Here is a 15,255-nt window from a genome sequence, read left to right on the forward strand (position 1 = left end):
GGGATGCTCGCGGCCGTGGACCATGTGCAGTTGGCGGCCCCGGCGGGGTCGGAGGACGCGCTGCGCGCCTACTACGTCGACACCCTCGGGATGACCGAGCTCTCCAAGCCGCCGGTGCTGGCGGCGCGGGGCGGGTGCTGGTTCGGGGCGGGGGCGGTCCAGCTGCATCTGGGGATCGAGGCCGATTTCCGTCCCGCGAAGAAGGCTCACCCCGGGCTGCGTGTGACCGGCATCGAGGCGTACGCGGACCGGCTGAAGTCCCTTGGGGCGCCCGTCACTTGGGACGAGGACCTGCCGGGTTACCGGCGCTTCTACTCGGCGGATCCGGTGGGGAACCGGCTGGAGTTCCTCGAACCGGAAGCCTGACCGGCGTTTGTCCACCGCGATCGCGGCTACCCGAACGGTGACCGAGTTCCGATCCGACCGGGAGTTGATGAACCGTGGCGAAGGACGAGAAGGCCAAGGCCAAGAAGGAACAGGTCAAGGGCAAGGTCAAGGAGAAGGTCGGCGGGGCCGTGGGCAACGAGACGATGAAGGCCAAGGGCCAGGCCGAGAAGTCCAAGGGTGACGCCCGGCAGGCCAAGGAGAAGGCCAAGGACGCTTTCAAGCGCTGACGTACGGACACCGCAGACGGACCGTGGCGGGGCCCCTGCTGAGAAGCAGGGGCCCCGCCACGTTCTCCGTACCTACGGATTCAGCTCTTCCGGCGCCCTATCAGATGCGGCTTCGACTCCAGCCCGTCCAGCCCGTGCCACGCCAGGTTGACCAGATGGGCCGCCACCTCCGCCTTCTTCGGGCGGCGGACGTCCAGCCACCACTGGCCGGTCAGCGCGACCATGCCGACCAGGGCCTGGGCGTAGAGCGGGGCGAGCTTCGCGTCGAAGCCGCGGCTCTTGAACTCGCGGCCCAGGATGTCCTCGACCTGCGTCGCGATGTCCGAGATCAGGGACGCGAAGGAGCCCGTGGACTGCGGGATGGGGGAGTCGCGGACCAGGATGCGGAAGCCGTCCGTGTACTCCTCGATGTAGTCGAGGAGCGCGAAGGCCGCCTGTTCGCAGAGTTCGCGGGGGTGGCCGGCCGTCAGGGAGCTGGTCACCATGTCCAGCAGGCGGCGCATCTCGCGGTCCACGACCACCGCGTACAGGCCCTCCTTGCCGCCGAAGTGCTCGTAGACCACCGGCTTGGAGACCCCGGCCTTCGCCGCGATCTCCTCCACCGACGTGGCCTCGAAGCCCTTCGTCGCGAACAGCGTGCGACCGACCTCGAGCAGTTGGGCCCGGCGTTCCGCTCCCGTCATCCGGGTGCGGCGCGCGCGTCGGGGCTTCTCGTTGCTCGGGGTACTGCTGGGATCGGTCGCCACGGCGTCAATCATGCCGCCTCCGCCGACTCCTTCCGGGGCTGAGCGCCTTCCGTACCGGAGATACGGCGCGAATCGATACGCGAGCGTGACGGCCAGCGCACGTCATAGGCCCAGCCGAGCTGCTCGCACCAGCGGATGATCCGCGCCGAGGAGTCCAGCTGGCCGCGCATCACACCGTGCCGCGCGGAGGTCGGGTCGGCATGGTGCAGGTTGTGCCAGGACTCGCCGCAGGACAGGATCGCCAGCCACCACACGTTGCCCGAGCGGTCCCGCGACTTGAAGGGGCGCTTGCCGACCGCGTGGCAGATCGAGTTGATCGACCAGGTGACGTGGTGCAGCAGCGCGACCCGCACCAGCGAGCCCCAGAAGAAGCCGGTGAACGCGCCCCACCAGGACATCGTCGCCAGCCCGCCGATCAGCGCCGGCAGCGCGAGCGACAGCATCGTCCAGTAGATGAAGTGGCGGGAGATCGTCCGGATCGCCTTGTCCTTGATCAGATCCGGCGCGTACTTGTCCTGCGGGGTGCGCTCCTCGTCGAACATCCACGCGATGTGCGCCCACCACAGGCCCTTGATCAGCGCGGGCACGGTCTCGCCGTAGCGCCACGGCGAATGCGGGTCGCCCTCCGCGTCGGAGAACTTGTGGTGCCTGCGGTGGTCGGCGACCCAGCGCACCAGCGGCCCCTCGACCGCCATCGACCCGGCGATCGCGATCGCGATCCGCAGCGGGCGCTTCGCCTTGAAGGAGCCGTGCGTGAAGTAGCGGTGGTAGCCGATCGTCACGCCGTGGCAGCCGAGGTAGTAGAAGAACACCAGCAGGCCGAGGTCCAGCCAGCTCACCCCGCCCCAGCTCCACGCCAGCGGCACCGCCGCGAGCAGCGCCAGGAACGGGACGGTGATGAAGAGGAGAAGGGTGATCTGTTCCAGCGACCCCTTCTTCTCGCCGCCCAGGGTGGCGGCGGGGAGCGGAGTGCCGTCGTCGTTCGCCCGCGGGGCGTCGTCGATCACATCGGAGCTCGTGGTCATGGGCGTCCCCTGTGGGGTTCGGAGGTGGAGGCGGAGCGTCGGACGGCGGAAGCCGGGCGGCAACAGTTCAGCATGTACTTCCCTACGGTTCCGTAACCTACGGCAACGTAAGTATGGCAGCGTGTCGACCGGTGGACGAAGCCCGTGAGACCGCGCGTCAGAGTGGACACCTATCCTTGGTGTCGGTCGGACAGCGCGGTCCGCTCTCTTTTCTTCCCGGATGTCCGTCCCGTATGCGGCAGCCGCCGTGGGACCGCCGCCCGGGTTCCCTCCAGACGAGCTTCAAACACTGCAAGGAGCCGCACCTGTGAGCAGTGCCGACGACCAGGCCACCACGACCAACAACGAGCTGCGCGCCGACATCCGGCGCCTCGGCGACCTGCTCGGCGAGACCCTCGTCCGCCAGGAGGGCCCCGAACTGCTCGAACTGGTCGAGAAGGTCCGCCGCCTCACCCGGGAGGACGGCGAGGCCGCCGCCGAGCTGCTGCGCGGCACCGAGCTGGAGACCGCCGCGAAGCTGGTGCGCGCCTTCTCCACCTACTTCCACCTGGCCAACGTCACCGAGCAGGTGCACCGCGGCCGCGAGCTGCGCGCCCGCCGGGCCGCCGAGGGCGGTCTCCTCGCCCGTACGGCCGACCGCCTCAAGGACGCCGACCCCGACCACCTGCGCGAGACGGTCAAGAACCTGAACGTGCGCCCGGTCTTCACCGCGCACCCCACCGAGGCCGCGCGCCGGTCGGTCCTCAACAAGCTCCGGCGCATCGCCGCGCTCCTGGAGACCCCGGTCATAGAGTCCGACCGCCGTCGCCACGACACCCGGCTGGCCGAGAACATCGACCTGGTGTGGCAGACCGACGAGCTGCGGGTCGTACGGCCGGAGCCCGCGGACGAAGCCCGTAACGCCATCTACTACCTCGACGAGCTGCACGCCGGCGCCGTAGGGGACGTCCTGGAGGACCTCACCGCCGAGCTGGAGCGCGTCGGCGTCAAGCTGCCGGACGACACCCGCCCGCTCACCTTCGGCACCTGGATCGGCGGCGACCGCGACGGCAACCCGAACGTCACCCCGCAGGTCACCTGGGACGTCCTGATCCTCCAGCACGAGCACGGCATCAACGACGCGCTGGAGACGATCGACGAGCTGCGCGGCTTCCTCTCCAACTCCATCCGCTACACGGGCGCGACGGAGGAGCTGCTGGAGTCCCTCCGGGCCGACCTGGAGCTGCTGCCCGAGATCAGCCCCCGCTACAAGCGGCTCAACGCCGAGGAGCCCTACCGGCTCAAGGCCACCTGCATCCGGCAGAAGCTGGAGAACACCAAGAGCCGTCTGGCCAAGGGCACCCCGCACCAGCCCGGCCGCGACTACCTCGGCACCGCCGAGCTGCTGCACGACCTCACCCTGATCCAGACCTCCCTGCGCGCCCACCGCGGCGGCCTCTTCGCCGACGGCCGCATGGACCGTACGATCCGCACGCTCGGCGCGTTCGGCCTCCAGCTCGCCACCATGGACGTACGCGAGCATGCGGACGCCCACCACCACGCGCTGGGCCAGCTCTTCGACCGGCTCGGCGAGGAGTCGTGGCGGTACTCCGACATGCCCCGCGAGTACCGCGCGAAGCTGCTCGCGAAGGAGCTGCGGTCCCGGAGGCCTCTGGCTCCGACGCCGGCGCCCGTCGACGCGGCAGGTGAGAAGACCCTCGGGGTGTTCGAGACGGTCAAGAAGGCGCTCGCCGTCTTCGGGCCCGAGGTCATCGAGTCGTACATCATCTCGATGTGCCAGGGCGCGGACGACGTGTTCGCCGCCGCCGTGCTGGCCCGCGAGGCCGGGCTGATCGATCTGCACGCCGGGTGGGCGAAGGTCGGCATCGTGCCGCTGCTGGAGACCACGGACGAGCTGAAGGCCGCCGACACGATCCTTGAGGACATGCTGTCCGACCCGTCCTACCGGCGGCTCGTGGCGCTGCGCGGGGACGTCCAGGAGGTCATGCTCGGCTACTCCGACTCATCGAAGTTCGGTGGCATCACGACCTCGCAGTGGGAGATCCACCGGGCGCAGCGGCGCCTGCGTGACGTCGCCCACCGGTACGGCGTCCGGCTCCGGCTCTTCCACGGTCGCGGCGGAACCGTCGGCCGCGGTGGCGGTCCGTCGCACGACGCGATCCTCGCCCAGCCCTGGGGCACCCTGGAGGGCGAGATCAAGGTGACCGAGCAGGGCGAGGTCATCTCCGACAAGTACCTCGTGCCGTCGCTGGCCCGCGAGAACCTGGAGCTGACGGTCGCGGCCACCCTCCAGGCCTCCGCCCTGCACACCTCGCCCCGCCAGTCCGACGAGGCGCTGGCCCGCTGGGACGCGGCCATGGATGTCGTGTCCGACGCGGCCCACGCGGCCTACCGCAGGCTCGTCGAGGACCCGGACCTGCCGACGTACTTCCTCGCCTCCACGCCGGTGGACCAGCTCGCCGATCTGCACCTGGGCTCGCGGCCCTCCCGCCGCCCCGGCTCGGGCGTCTCGCTCGACGGACTGCGCGCGATCCCGTGGGTGTTCGGCTGGACCCAGTCGCGCCAGATCGTGCCGGGTTGGTACGGCGTCGGCTCCGGCCTGAAGGCGCTGCGCGAGGCCGGCCTCGACACCGTGCTCGACGAGATGCACGACCAGTGGCACTTCTTCCGCAACTTCGTCTCCAACGTCGAGATGACCCTGGCTAAGACGGACCTGCGGATCGCCCAGCACTACGTCGACACCCTCGTCCCGGACGAGCTGAAGCACGTCTTCGACACGATCAGGGCCGAGCACGACCTGACCGTCGCCGAGGTGCTCCGGGTCACCGGTGAGGCCGAACTGCTGGACGCCACCCCGGTGTTGAAGCAGACGTTCACCGTCCGGGACGCCTACCTCGACCCGATCTCGTACCTCCAGGTGACCCTGCTGAAGCGCCAGCGCGACGAGGCGGCGGCGGGGGCGGACCCCGACCCGCTGCTCTCGCGCGCCCTCCTCCTCACGGTGAACGGCGTGGCGGCGGGCCTGCGCAACACGGGCTGACCGCACGGCAGCGAAAGGTGTCCCCGGGCGAGCCGCTACGACGGCTCGCCCGGGGGCACCTTTCGCTGGGGCCGGGTCAGATCGCGACGAAGGCGGCCGTCAGCAGGGCGACCCCCGCCCAGGCCAGCACCTTCGCGGCCCGGGTCAGCCGCAGCCCGCCCGCGACCACCACCGAGGCCAGCAGGAGGGCGCCGCCGAGGGGGACCCAGGCGTAGAGGACGCCGGCGGGACCGGAGCGCATGACCTCGTCGGTGCCGGGCTTCACGACCACGGCGTAGGTCTCGCCCTTCTGCACCGCGACGGTGTGCTCGATGACGACCTGGGCGCGGGCCTTCGAGCCCGTCGAGACCGGTGTGTACGGCCCGGTGCAGGTGTCGTCCCCGCACGCGGTGACCGCGACCGTGCCGCTCTCGCGCCCCTTGGTCAGCATCACGTTGTGCGCGGTCGGCCACGACCCCCACACCCCCGCGATCAGGATCAACACGGTGACCGCGCCCATCGCCGCGAGCCGCCCGAAGTTCAGAGCGGCGAAGGCACCGGGAGAGGTGGAGGCGGCGGGTGACATGGCGGGGATCATTGGCCATACCCGCACGCGCGGTCAACTCCCGCACGGGACAAGCCGGTTAAGTCGGGCAAGCCGGGCGAGCCGGACGGCTCAGGAGTTGTAGGCGCTCTGCGCCCGCTCCAAGCCCTCGCTCACCAGGCACTCCACGGAGTCGGTCGCCCGGTCCACCAGGAAGTCGAGTTCCTTGCGCTCCGTCGAGGAGAAGTCCTTCAGCACGAAGTCGGCCACCTGCATACGGCCCGGCGGACGCCCGATCCCGAACCGCACCCGGTGGTAGTCCGGGCCCATCGCCTTCGTCATCGACTTCAGCCCGTTGTGGCCGTTGTCGCCGCCGCCGAGCTTCAGGCGGAGGGTGCCGTAGTCGATGTCCAGCTCGTCGTGTACGGCGACGATGTTCGCGAGCGGCACCTTGTAGAAGTCGCGCAGCGCGTTGACCGGGCCGCCGGACAGGTTCATGAACGACGTCGGCTTCACCAGCACGACCCGGCGGCTCGCCGGACCCGGCGCCCCGATCCGACCCTCCAGGACCTGCGCCTGCGCCTTCCCGGCCCGCTTGAACTTCCCGCCGATCCGCTCCGCGAGCAGATCGGCCACCATGAAGCCCACGTTGTGCCGGTTGTTCGCGTACTCGGGGCCGGGGTTGCCGAGTCCCACGATCAGCCAGGGGGCATTGGCGTCGGTCGTCACGTCCACGTCTCCTTGATACACGCCAGCCGCTGCTTCCGTGGGGGGAAGCAGCGGCTGGCGGCTACCGCTGTGGGCAGGCGTTCCGCAAGGCGGAACGGGTGGGCACAGCCTGCAGCGCCGGGCGCCTTGGAGCAGGCGGCACGACAGCTACGGCCTAGCCGCCGGTCAGGCCTCGGTGGTCTCGGCGTCGGCGTCCGCGGACGCCTCCTCCGCCTGGGCGGCCAGGACCTGGAGGACGACCGCGTCCTCGTCGATCGCCAGCGTGGTGCCCTTGGGGAGCGGGATGTCCTTGGCGGCGATGGAGGCACCGGCCTCCAGGCCCGCGATGGACACGGTGACCGACTCGGGGATGTGCGTGGCCTCGGCCTCGACGGTGATCGTGCTCAGCACGTGCTCCAGCAGGAAGGAGCCCGGGGCCAGCTCGCCCTCGGTGTGGACGTAGACCTCGACGGTGACCTTCTCGCCGCTCTTCACGGTGAGCAGGTCGACGTGCTCCAGGTAGCCCTTGATGGCGTCACGCTGGACGGCCTTCGGGATCGCGAGCTGGGTCTTGCCCTCGATGTCCAGGGTGAGCAGGACGTTCGGGGTACGCAGGGCGAGCTGCAGCTCGTGGCCCGGCAGGGTGATGTGCAGCGGGTCGACACCGTGGCCGTAGACCACGGCGGGGACCTTCTTGTCACGGCGGATACGGCGGGCGGCGCCCTTGCCGAACTCGGTGCGGGTCTCGGCGGCGAGCTTGACGTCGGCCATGGTCACTCCTCGTAGAACAGTCGGGGAAGGTGGTCACCCGGCCGAACATCGGCCTGCTACGAAGAGCGCGTCGATAACGGACCGCCGTATCCGAGAACGGGTACGGCCTCCCTCGCCGAGCAACTGTGGCAGCTTACTCGGCCGGGAGGCCGTACAAGAAATCGATCTACGAGCGCGGGGGTCAGTGTCCGTCGAAGAGGCTCGTGACCGAGCCGTCCTCGAAGACCTCGCGGACCGCGTTCGCGATGGTCGGGGCGATCGACAGGACCGTGATCTTGTCGAGGTCGGCGCCGAGTTCGCCCGGGGTGGGGAGGGTGTCGGTGAGGACGAACTCGCTGACGCGGGAGTTCTTCAGGCGGTCCGCGGCCGGGCCGGAGAGCACGCCGTGGGTGGCCGTCACGATGACGTCCTCCGCGCCGTGCGCGAACAGGGCGTCGGCGGCGGCGCAGATCGTGCCGCCGGTGTCGATCATGTCGTCGACCAGGACGCAGACGCGGCCCTTGACCTCGCCGACGACCTCGTGGACGGTCACCTGGTTCGCGACGTCCTTGTCGCGCCGCTTGTGCACGATCGCGAGGGGCGCGCCCAGGCGGTCGCACCAGCGGTCGGCGACGCGCACGCGGCCGGCGTCCGGGGAGACGACGGTCAGCTTGCTGCGGTCGACCTTGTTGCCCACGTAGTCCGCGAGGAGCGGGAGGGCGAAGAGATGATCCACGGGCCCGTCGAAGAAGCCCTGGATCTGGTCGGTGTGCAGGTCGACGGTGAGGATGCGGTGCGCACCCGCCGTCTTCATCAGGTCCGCGACCAGCCGGGCCGAGATCGGCTCCCGGCCGCGGTGCTTCTTGTCCTGCCGGGCATAGCCGTAGAACGGCACGATCACCGTGATGGAGCGGGCCGACGCGCGCTTGAGCGCGTCGATCATGATGAGCTGCTCCATGAGCCACTGGTTGATCGGAGCCGTGTGGCTCTGGATCACGAAACAGTCCGCACCGCGCACCGACTCCTCGAAGCGGACGTAGATCTCGCCGTTCGCGAAGTCGAAGGCCTTCGTCGGGACGACCCCGACACCCAGCTGCTGGGCGACCTCCTTGGCAAGCTCGGGGTGGGCGCGGCCGGAGAAGAACATCATCTTCTTCTCGCCGGTCGTCTTGATCCCGGTCACAGCACTGTCTCCTCAGAGGTCATTCAACTGGGTGTGCGTTTATCACGGTACGCCGTGTTCGACGCACCCGTTTCCGGTCAGTCCTCGCTCTCGCCCTGGCGGGAAGCCGTTTCCGCGGCCTTCGCCGCCGCGCTGCCCGGCCGCTTGCGGGCCACCCAGCCCTCGATATTCCGCTGCTGGCCACGGGCCACGGCCAGCGAACCGGGCGGCACGTCCTTGGTGATCACGGAGCCGGCGGCGGTGTAGGAGCCGTCCCCGACCGTGACGGGTGCCACAAACATATTGTCCGAACCTGTACGGCAATGCGATCCGACGGTGGTGTGGTGCTTGGTCTGCCCGTCGTAGTTCACGAAGACGCTGGCGGCACCGATGTTGGTGTAGTCGCCGATCGTCGCGTCCCCGACATAGGAGAGGTGCGGGATCTTCGTGCCCTCGCCGACCGTCGCGTTCTTCGTCTCGACGTACGTCCCGATCTTGCTCTTCGTGCCCAGCCGGGTGCCGGGACGGAGATAGGCGTACGGCCCGACGGAGGCCTGCGGGCCGATGTGCGAGCTGACGGCGACGGTGTTGTCGACGCGGGCGCCCGCGTCGACGACGGTGTCCGTCAGACGGGTGTTGGGGCCGACCTCGGCGCCCTCACCGATGTGCGTGGCGCCGTGCAGCTGCGTGCCGGGGTGGACGATCGCGTCCTGGCCGAAGGTGACGGTGACGTCGACCCAGGTCGTCGCCGGGTCGATGACGGTGACCCCGCCGAGCATGGCGTCGGTCAGCAGCCGGTCGTTGAGGATGCGGCGGGCCTCGGAGAGCTGCACGCGGTTGTTGATGCCGGCGATCTCGCGGTGGTCGCCCGCGACGGAGGCGCCGACCCGGTGCCCGGCCTCGCGCAGGATGCCGAGGACGTCGGTGAGGTACTCCTCGCCCTGGCTGTTGTCGGTGCGCACCTTGCCGAGGGCGTCGGCGAGCAACTGCCCGTCGAACGCGAAGACTCCGGAGTTGATCTCGCGGATCGCGCGCTGCGAGTCGGAGGCGTCCTTGTGCTCGACGATCGCGGTCACCGCGCCGGAGGCGCCGTCGCGCACGATCCGGCCGTAGCCGGTGGCGTCCGGGACCTCGGCGGTCAGGACGGTCACCGCGTTGCCGTCGGCGGTGTGGTTCGCGGTGAGTTCGCGCAGGGTCGCACCGCGCAGGAGGGGGGTGTCGCCGCAGACGACGACCACGGTCCCGTCGATGTTTCCGAGCTCCTCCAGCGCCATCCGTACGGCGTGCCCGGTGCCGTTCTGCTCCGCCTGGACGGCGGTGCGCACACCGGGGTCGGTCGCGCCGAGGTGGGCGGTCACCTGCTCGCGGGCGTGGCCCACGACGACGACCAGGTTCTCCGGGTCCAACTCGCGGGCGGCGGCCAGCACATGACCGACGAGGGTCCGGCCACAGATCGCGTGCAGGACCTTCGGTGTGGCCGACTTCATACGGGTGCCCTCACCCGCGGCGAGGACGACGACGGCTGCCGGGCGAATGGCGCTCACGGATTTGCCCTTCGGCTTCGGAATGCTGGGGGGTGGACATTCGCAGGATACCGGGGCGTTTCATGGGAGACATGAGAGTGGGCCCTGACAGTGCTGTCAGGGCCCGAAGTGGGGTGCTGGGAGAGGGAGTTGCTCAGTTCTTGCTTGGTTCTGCTCCCCCGCCAGGACTCGAACCCGGACAAATGGCACCAAAAGCCACGGTGCTGCCAATTACACCACGGGGGATCAAACTCGTGAGAACCGGACATTTAGCCTGGTCGCCGAGTGGGCACCCAACACTATGCCGTACCGGATGCCCTCTGTGCGACGGGACTTCTTCTGTGTGATCGGTTTCGTGACTGTTCGATTACGTCCTGTGGTGTGCGCTGTGGTGTAGGTCGGTCGTCGGAAACTCACCGGAAAAGCGCGGCCCGGCGCCCGTAGGCTGGAGGCATGACCACGACGGGGGAAGACCATGCCACGGTCCGGGGAGGGCCGTGGTGGTGGACCAGGTGGCGCAGCGCGGTGCTGGACACCGGGCTCGCGGCGGTCTCCGCCGCGGAGTGCGGGGCGGAGGGCGTCCGGTTCGCGCACGACGCGGGGATCCCGGCCGCCGTCGGAGTCGCCTTCGGGGTGCTGTCCGGATCGGCGCTGATCGTCCGCCGGAAGTGGCCCATCGCCGTCGTCCTCGTCTCCATCGCCATCACCCCGGCCCAGATGGGCTACTTGATGGGCATCGTCGGCCTGTACACCCTCGCCGCGTCCGAACTGCCGCGCCGGATCATCGGATCGCTCGCCGGGATGTCCTTCCTCGGCATGCTCATCGTCATGTTCGTGCGGGTACGGCAGGACACCCAGCGCGGGAGCTGGGAACTCGGCGACTGGTTCGTCCCGTTCGCCTCCATCACCACCGCGGTCGGGATGACCGCGCCGCCCGTCCTGCTCGGGATGTACGTGGGCGCCCGGCGCCGGCTGATGGAGAGCCTCAGGGAGCGCGCGGACAGCCTGGAGCGGGAGCTGCAACTCCTCGCGGAGCGGGCCGAGGAGCGCGCCGAGTGGGCGCGGGGCGAGGAGCGGACCCGGATCGCGCGCGAGATGCACGACGTCGTGGCGCACCGGGTGAGCCTGATGGTCGTGCACGCCGCCGCGCTCCAGGCGGTCGCCCGCAAGGACCCGGAGAAGGCCGTCAAGAACGCCGCTCTGGTGGGGGACATGGGGCGGCAGGCGCTCACCGAGCTGCGGGAGATGCTCGGGGTGCTGAGAAGCGGGGACGGCCGGGACGCGCGCGAGCGCACCGCCGTACCGCTGGTCGCGGTGGGTGTGGCCGCCGCCGCGGCGGCGTCGCGCGCCGTCGAGGACGAGTCCGCGGCCGACGGCCCCTGTCTGTCGGACGTGGACGAGCTGCTCGGGCAGTCCGCGGCGGCCGGGATGGCCGTCGACCTGTCAGTGGAGGGCGAGACCCGCTCGTACGCGGCGGAGATCGAGCAGACCGCGTACCGGGTGGTGCAGGAGGCGTTGACGAACGTCCACAAGCACGCGGCGGGCGCGAAGACCCATGTGCGGCTGGCGCACCGGGTGTCCGAGATCGCCATGCAGGTGGAGAACGAACCGCCCCCCGAGCCCGCGTCCGCGTCGGCGGCGCGGTTGCCCTCCGGGGGCAACGGGCTGGTGGGGATGCGGGAGCGGGTGCTCGCGCTGGGCGGGGTGTTCGTCTCGGGGCCCACGGACGCGGGTGGGTTCCGGGTGTCGGCGGTCATTCCGGCGGCTTGAGGCCGGGTGGTCGGTCGCCTGCGGGTGCGTGGTCGGCGCCTGGGGTGCGTTGTGGGTCGGCGCCGTGCAGGGGTCTCCGTCCTCGGATCGGCGCGGCAGGGCTTCTCAAGAGTGCGGCGGTGTTGAGCGCCGACCGCTGCGGGCGGACACCCCCCGACACGACACCTTCTCGCCGTACGCGGGTGGCGGGCCGTCTCGGGCTCCTGCCGTCCCGGGTCAGCCCGTCGTCAGGCGCACCGGTTCGATGCCCGCGACGAGGGTCGCGAGGGCCTGGTCGATGTCGGGGCCCAGATACCAGTCGCCGGTGTGGTCCAGGGCGTAGACGCGGCCCTCGGAGTCGATGGCCAGCAGGGACTGGGTGTCGGGTTCCTCGCCGAGGGGGCTGACGTCGGTGTCCAGGGCGCGGCCGAGGTCGCCGAGGGTGCGGGCCATGTGGAGGCCGTGCAGCGGGTCCAGGTGGAGCGCCACGGGGGAGATCTGGCGGCCGGGCCCGGAGGGCGCGATGTGCAGGCCGCCGAACTCGGCCCAGGCCTCGACCGCCGCCGGGAACACGGCGTGCTGGTGTCCCGCGGGCGAGGTGTGGTCGCGCAGGGTGTCCGCCCAGATCTCGGCCTGCTTTATGTCCCAGCGGCCGGGCTGCCAGCCCGCGGCGCGCAGGGCGGCGTCCACGGGTACGGAGAAGCGCGTGGAGGAGTGGCGGTCGGCGTGCATCTGCCCTTCGATCGTCGGCGACATGGGGTCCGTGCTGTGTTGTGTGGGGTCGGGTGTCAGGCGTTCTCCGTCGCGGGGTCCACCACGCGGACGCCGAAGTGGGCGCTCAGGGCAGCGCAGGCCCGGCAGGGGGCGGCGAAGCTGCCGTGCAGGGGGTCGCCGTCCTCGCGGATGCGGCGGGCGGTGAGCTTGGCCTGCTTGAGGGTCTTGCGGGCCTCGCCGTTGGTCATCGGCTTGCGCGCGGCGCGCTTGCTGCGGGCGGCGTCGGCGGCGGCGATGTGGCGGGAGATCAGGATCGCCTCGGCGCAGCGGCCGGTGAACCGGTCGCGCTGGGCGCTGCCGAGGGTGTCGAGGAAGTCCTGCACGAGCGGGTGCAGCGCGGGCGCCTGGTCGCCGCGGGCGGCGGTGCCGGTGAGGGTGGTGGCGCCGCGCACGGAGAGGGCGGCGGCGACGGTCGGAAGTATGCCGTCACGGCGGTGGTTGAGGGCCGGTGCGTGCCGTCCCTCGGTGGCGCTCCAGCCGACCCTGGGGTCGCCCGAGGGCCCCGTGTGCGCCCCGGTGTGCGGCCCCGTCTGCGTCGCGTTCATGATCGTCATCCCCTCCCGAGCATCCCCCGGCGGGTCTCAGAGTGCCAAATGCCGTGGCTGGTGCGGTAGCTGGGGCGGTACGACACGCCAGGGCTTCGGCGGGCTGTCACGGCGGGGTGACGGCAGGTCACGGAAGTGAGGGTCCGGTGCGGGGTGGGGTGCGTTCGGTGCGGGATGCGGCGAGAGGGTGCCGCCGACCGCTGCCGGTGACCGGTGCCGCCGTACCGCATAGGCTGTCCGCACCGCGTTCCACGCGGTCGACGCGTGGAGACAGGCGAACGAAGACGTCAAGAAGACGAGACAGTCGATACGGGGCACAGTGGGGCGAGTTGGACTTTCGCCTGCTGTGAATCGTACTGAATGCCGCAGGGGGCAACCGCCATGACGACAGGTCGGCTCGGGCAGCGAGCCGCGCCACCGAACGCGGCCTACGCCGGGCAGGTCGTGCACTTCCCGGACCCGGTCCGGGCGGCCCGTCACCCCAGAGGGGTGCGGATGGACGAGCACGGCTACCCCGACTTCTCGCCGTACGCGCGCGCGGCCGCGGAGATCGCCGAGCCCCCGGAGGGCTTCGGCGTCGACGAACTGCGCCTGACGGACTACGTGTCGGCGAACGCGGCGCTCGCCGCGACCGGTCACGAACTGTGGGACACCGTGCCCGCCGTGGCCACCCCGCACGGCTGGACCTGGCACCACGTGGTCGGCACCCGGCGCCTCGAACTCGTCCCCGTCGACGTCAAGGCGCTGCTGCGGCACCACGGCGGGATCGCCACGTCGGCCGTCGACCACGCCAAGCGCGGCACCCGCCCGCTCCAGGAGACCCGCCCCGCGCACTTCGGGCTGCCGAAGTCGACGGTGGCGGTGACCGAGGCACAGGTGCAGGGCGTCGAGGAGGACCTCGGCTACCGACTCCCGGGCGCCTACCGCTCGTTCCTCAAGGCGGCCGGCGGCAGCGCACCCGTCGGCACCGCGCTGGACGCCGAGTTGGGGCTGCTGATCGACCAGCCGTTCTTCACGGTCCGCGACGAGGCGGCCGTCAACGACCTCGTCTACATCAACAAATGCCTGCGCGACCACCTCACCAAGGACTACCTGGCCGTCGGCTTCGTCCAGGGCGGCCTGCTCGCCGTCAAGGTCAAGGGCCAGGCGATCGGTTCGGTCTGGTTCTGCGCCTACGACGACGCCCGCGACGTCGATCCCTCCTGGGCGCCGGCCGCTCGCGTCGAGCGGCTGCTGCTGCCCGCCGGGGACGACTTCGACCAGTTCCTCGCCCGACTCGCGGGAAATCCCCCGGAGTTGGAGACGGTGGCGAATCTGATGGTGGACGGCGGGTTCGCGCGGTCCGTTCCGGTGCCGTCCGCGGCCTCGGTGGGGGAGTGAACTGACGATGGTGACCTTCGCGCAGGCGCAGGAGCGCGCCGAGGAGTGGATCAACGGCGATGTGCCGTCGTACCAGCATCGCGAGGTGCGGGTGCGGGAGTTCGAACTCGGCTTCGTGATCTGGGCCGAGGACCGGGCCGAGGGCCCGCGTTCGGACGGCGGCGCCCAGCGGCTGGTGCTCGCCCGCGACAGCGGAGAGGCCACGCTGTGGCCCTCGCTGCCGGTGGGTGAGGTCATCCGCCGCTACGAGGAGGAGTACGGCCGCCCCGACGAGATCGCCGACGCGGTACCGGCGGCCGCGCAGCCTGCCCGGGTGGACCTCAATCAGACCTCGTTCCTGCTGAGTCCGCCGGAGTGGTTGCAGGAGGCGGCGGACTCAGCAGGGGCGCCGGACTCGCCTCCCGTGCCCGCCGGGGCCACTCCCTGGGCGGGAACCGACACCAACGCGGATGCCGGCGAGGACCGTTCGGTACCGCTGCCCGCGACCGTCTTCGCGCCACCGCTGAGCGAGCCCGAGGACACCACCCCGGCCGACGCCCAGACCGCCCTGATGTCCGGCGGCAGCCAACTCCCGCGTACGGCGGTGTCGCCGGCGATGGGCGAGCCCGACTCGGGGCGTGGCGGCGGGGGTTCGCCGGGTCCGGGTGGACGGCCGGGCGAGTCGCAGGGCAACACGCCTTCGTCGTACGGGTATCCGCAGGGGCAGGGGCAGGGGC

General features: G+C 70.8%; 14 protein-coding genes, 1 tRNA gene and 1 pseudogene. 6 read left to right on the forward strand and 10 right to left on the reverse strand.

The features are described from left to right. The first annotated feature begins 3 nt into the window (after window positions 1-3). Together JHN63_RS27520 and JHN63_RS27525 are read left to right on the forward strand one after the other, a co-directional pair. Window positions 4-366 (forward strand): VOC family protein, encoded by a 363-nt coding sequence (locus tag JHN63_RS27520; protein ID WP_200685521.1) that lies wholly within the window; start codon window positions 4-6, stop codon window positions 364-366. Between the two features lie 74 nt (window positions 367-440). Next, window positions 441-614, forward strand: a complete 174-nt coding sequence (locus tag JHN63_RS27525; protein WP_200685523.1) for a CsbD family protein — start codon at window positions 441-443, stop codon at window positions 612-614. An 80-nt stretch (window positions 615-694) separates the two neighbouring features. Here the strand turns inward: JHN63_RS27525 and JHN63_RS27530 are convergent, their stop codons facing one another. Then, the gene (locus tag JHN63_RS27530; RefSeq protein WP_019064642.1) at window positions 695-1,372 is read right to left on the reverse strand and encodes a TetR/AcrR family transcriptional regulator; all 678 of its coding nucleotides are present in this window, start codon (window positions 1,370-1,372) and stop codon (window positions 695-697) included. Continuing rightward, on the reverse strand, window positions 1,369-2,385 hold the full coding sequence (locus JHN63_RS27535; protein ID WP_200685525.1) for a fatty acid desaturase: 1,017 nt from the start codon (window positions 2,383-2,385) through the stop codon (window positions 1,369-1,371). Before JHN63_RS27535 ends, JHN63_RS27530 begins: the two co-directional genes overlap by 4 nt. Window positions 2,386-2,692: 307 nt before the next feature. Here JHN63_RS27535 and ppc point away from each other — a divergent pair, with 307 nt between their 5' ends. Then, window positions 2,693-5,425, forward strand: a complete 2,733-nt coding sequence (gene ppc / locus JHN63_RS27540) for a phosphoenolpyruvate carboxylase (protein ID WP_200685527.1) — start codon at window positions 2,693-2,695, stop codon at window positions 5,423-5,425. A 76-nt stretch (window positions 5,426-5,501) separates the two neighbouring features. Here the strand turns inward: ppc and JHN63_RS27545 are convergent, their stop codons facing one another. From JHN63_RS27545 to JHN63_RS27570, 6 genes are all read right to left on the reverse strand, one after another. After that, the gene (locus tag JHN63_RS27545; RefSeq protein ID WP_200685529.1) at window positions 5,502-6,002 is read right to left on the reverse strand and encodes a hypothetical protein; all 501 of its coding nucleotides are present in this window, start codon (window positions 6,000-6,002) and stop codon (window positions 5,502-5,504) included. Window positions 6,003-6,080: 78 nt separating this feature from the next. Then, the gene (gene pth, locus JHN63_RS27550) at window positions 6,081-6,683 is read right to left on the reverse strand and encodes an aminoacyl-tRNA hydrolase (RefSeq protein ID WP_019064638.1); all 603 of its coding nucleotides are present in this window, start codon (window positions 6,681-6,683) and stop codon (window positions 6,081-6,083) included. Window positions 6,684-6,842: 159 nt separating this feature from the next. Next, complete coding sequence (locus JHN63_RS27555; protein WP_200685531.1) at window positions 6,843-7,427, reverse strand: 50S ribosomal protein L25/general stress protein Ctc; 585 nt, start codon at window positions 7,425-7,427, stop codon at window positions 6,843-6,845. 181 nt (window positions 7,428-7,608) lie between these two features. Continuing rightward, window positions 7,609-8,589, reverse strand: a complete 981-nt coding sequence (locus JHN63_RS27560; protein WP_200685533.1) for a ribose-phosphate diphosphokinase — start codon at window positions 8,587-8,589, stop codon at window positions 7,609-7,611. 77 nt (window positions 8,590-8,666) lie between these two features. Then, entirely contained in the window at window positions 8,667-10,112 is a 1,446-nt protein-coding gene (gene glmU, locus JHN63_RS27565; protein WP_200685535.1) for a bifunctional UDP-N-acetylglucosamine diphosphorylase/glucosamine-1-phosphate N-acetyltransferase GlmU, read from the reverse strand. Window positions 10,113-10,265: 153 nt separating this feature from the next. After that, window positions 10,266-10,337: transfer RNA gene (locus tag JHN63_RS27570), tRNA-Gln, on the reverse strand. A gap of 207 nt (window positions 10,338-10,544) precedes the next feature. On the opposite strand from JHN63_RS27570, the gene JHN63_RS27575 reads away from it, so the two are divergent. Continuing rightward, window positions 10,545-11,861: a sensor histidine kinase gene (locus JHN63_RS27575; protein WP_200685537.1), complete on the forward strand. Its 1,317-nt coding sequence runs from the start codon at window positions 10,545-10,547 to the stop codon at window positions 11,859-11,861. Between the two features lie 216 nt (window positions 11,862-12,077). Here the strand turns inward: JHN63_RS27575 and JHN63_RS27580 are convergent, their stop codons facing one another. Continuing rightward, entirely contained in the window at window positions 12,078-12,572 is a 495-nt protein-coding gene (locus JHN63_RS27580) for an SUKH-3 domain-containing protein (protein ID WP_200685542.1), read from the reverse strand. A 56-nt stretch (window positions 12,573-12,628) separates the two neighbouring features. Beyond that, window positions 12,629-13,168: a YwqJ-related putative deaminase gene (locus JHN63_RS27585; RefSeq protein ID WP_200685539.1), complete on the reverse strand. Its 540-nt coding sequence runs from the start codon at window positions 13,166-13,168 to the stop codon at window positions 12,629-12,631. 372 nt (window positions 13,169-13,540) lie between these two features. Between JHN63_RS27585 and JHN63_RS27590 the strand changes: the two genes are divergently transcribed. Both JHN63_RS27590 and JHN63_RS27595 read left to right on the forward strand, forming a co-directional pair. After that, a complete protein-coding gene (locus JHN63_RS27590) occupies window positions 13,541-14,539 on the forward strand; it encodes an SMI1/KNR4 family protein (protein ID WP_200685540.1) in 999 nt (332 codons plus the stop codon). 7 nt (window positions 14,540-14,546) lie between these two features. Then, window positions 14,547-15,255 (forward strand): annotated as a pseudogene (locus tag JHN63_RS27595) (hypothetical protein); the annotation flags it as partial.

Origin of the sequence: Streptomyces sp. MBT65 (assembly GCF_016612545.1) — a bacterium.
Classification (GTDB): domain Bacteria; phylum Actinomycetota; class Actinomycetes; order Streptomycetales; family Streptomycetaceae; genus Streptomyces.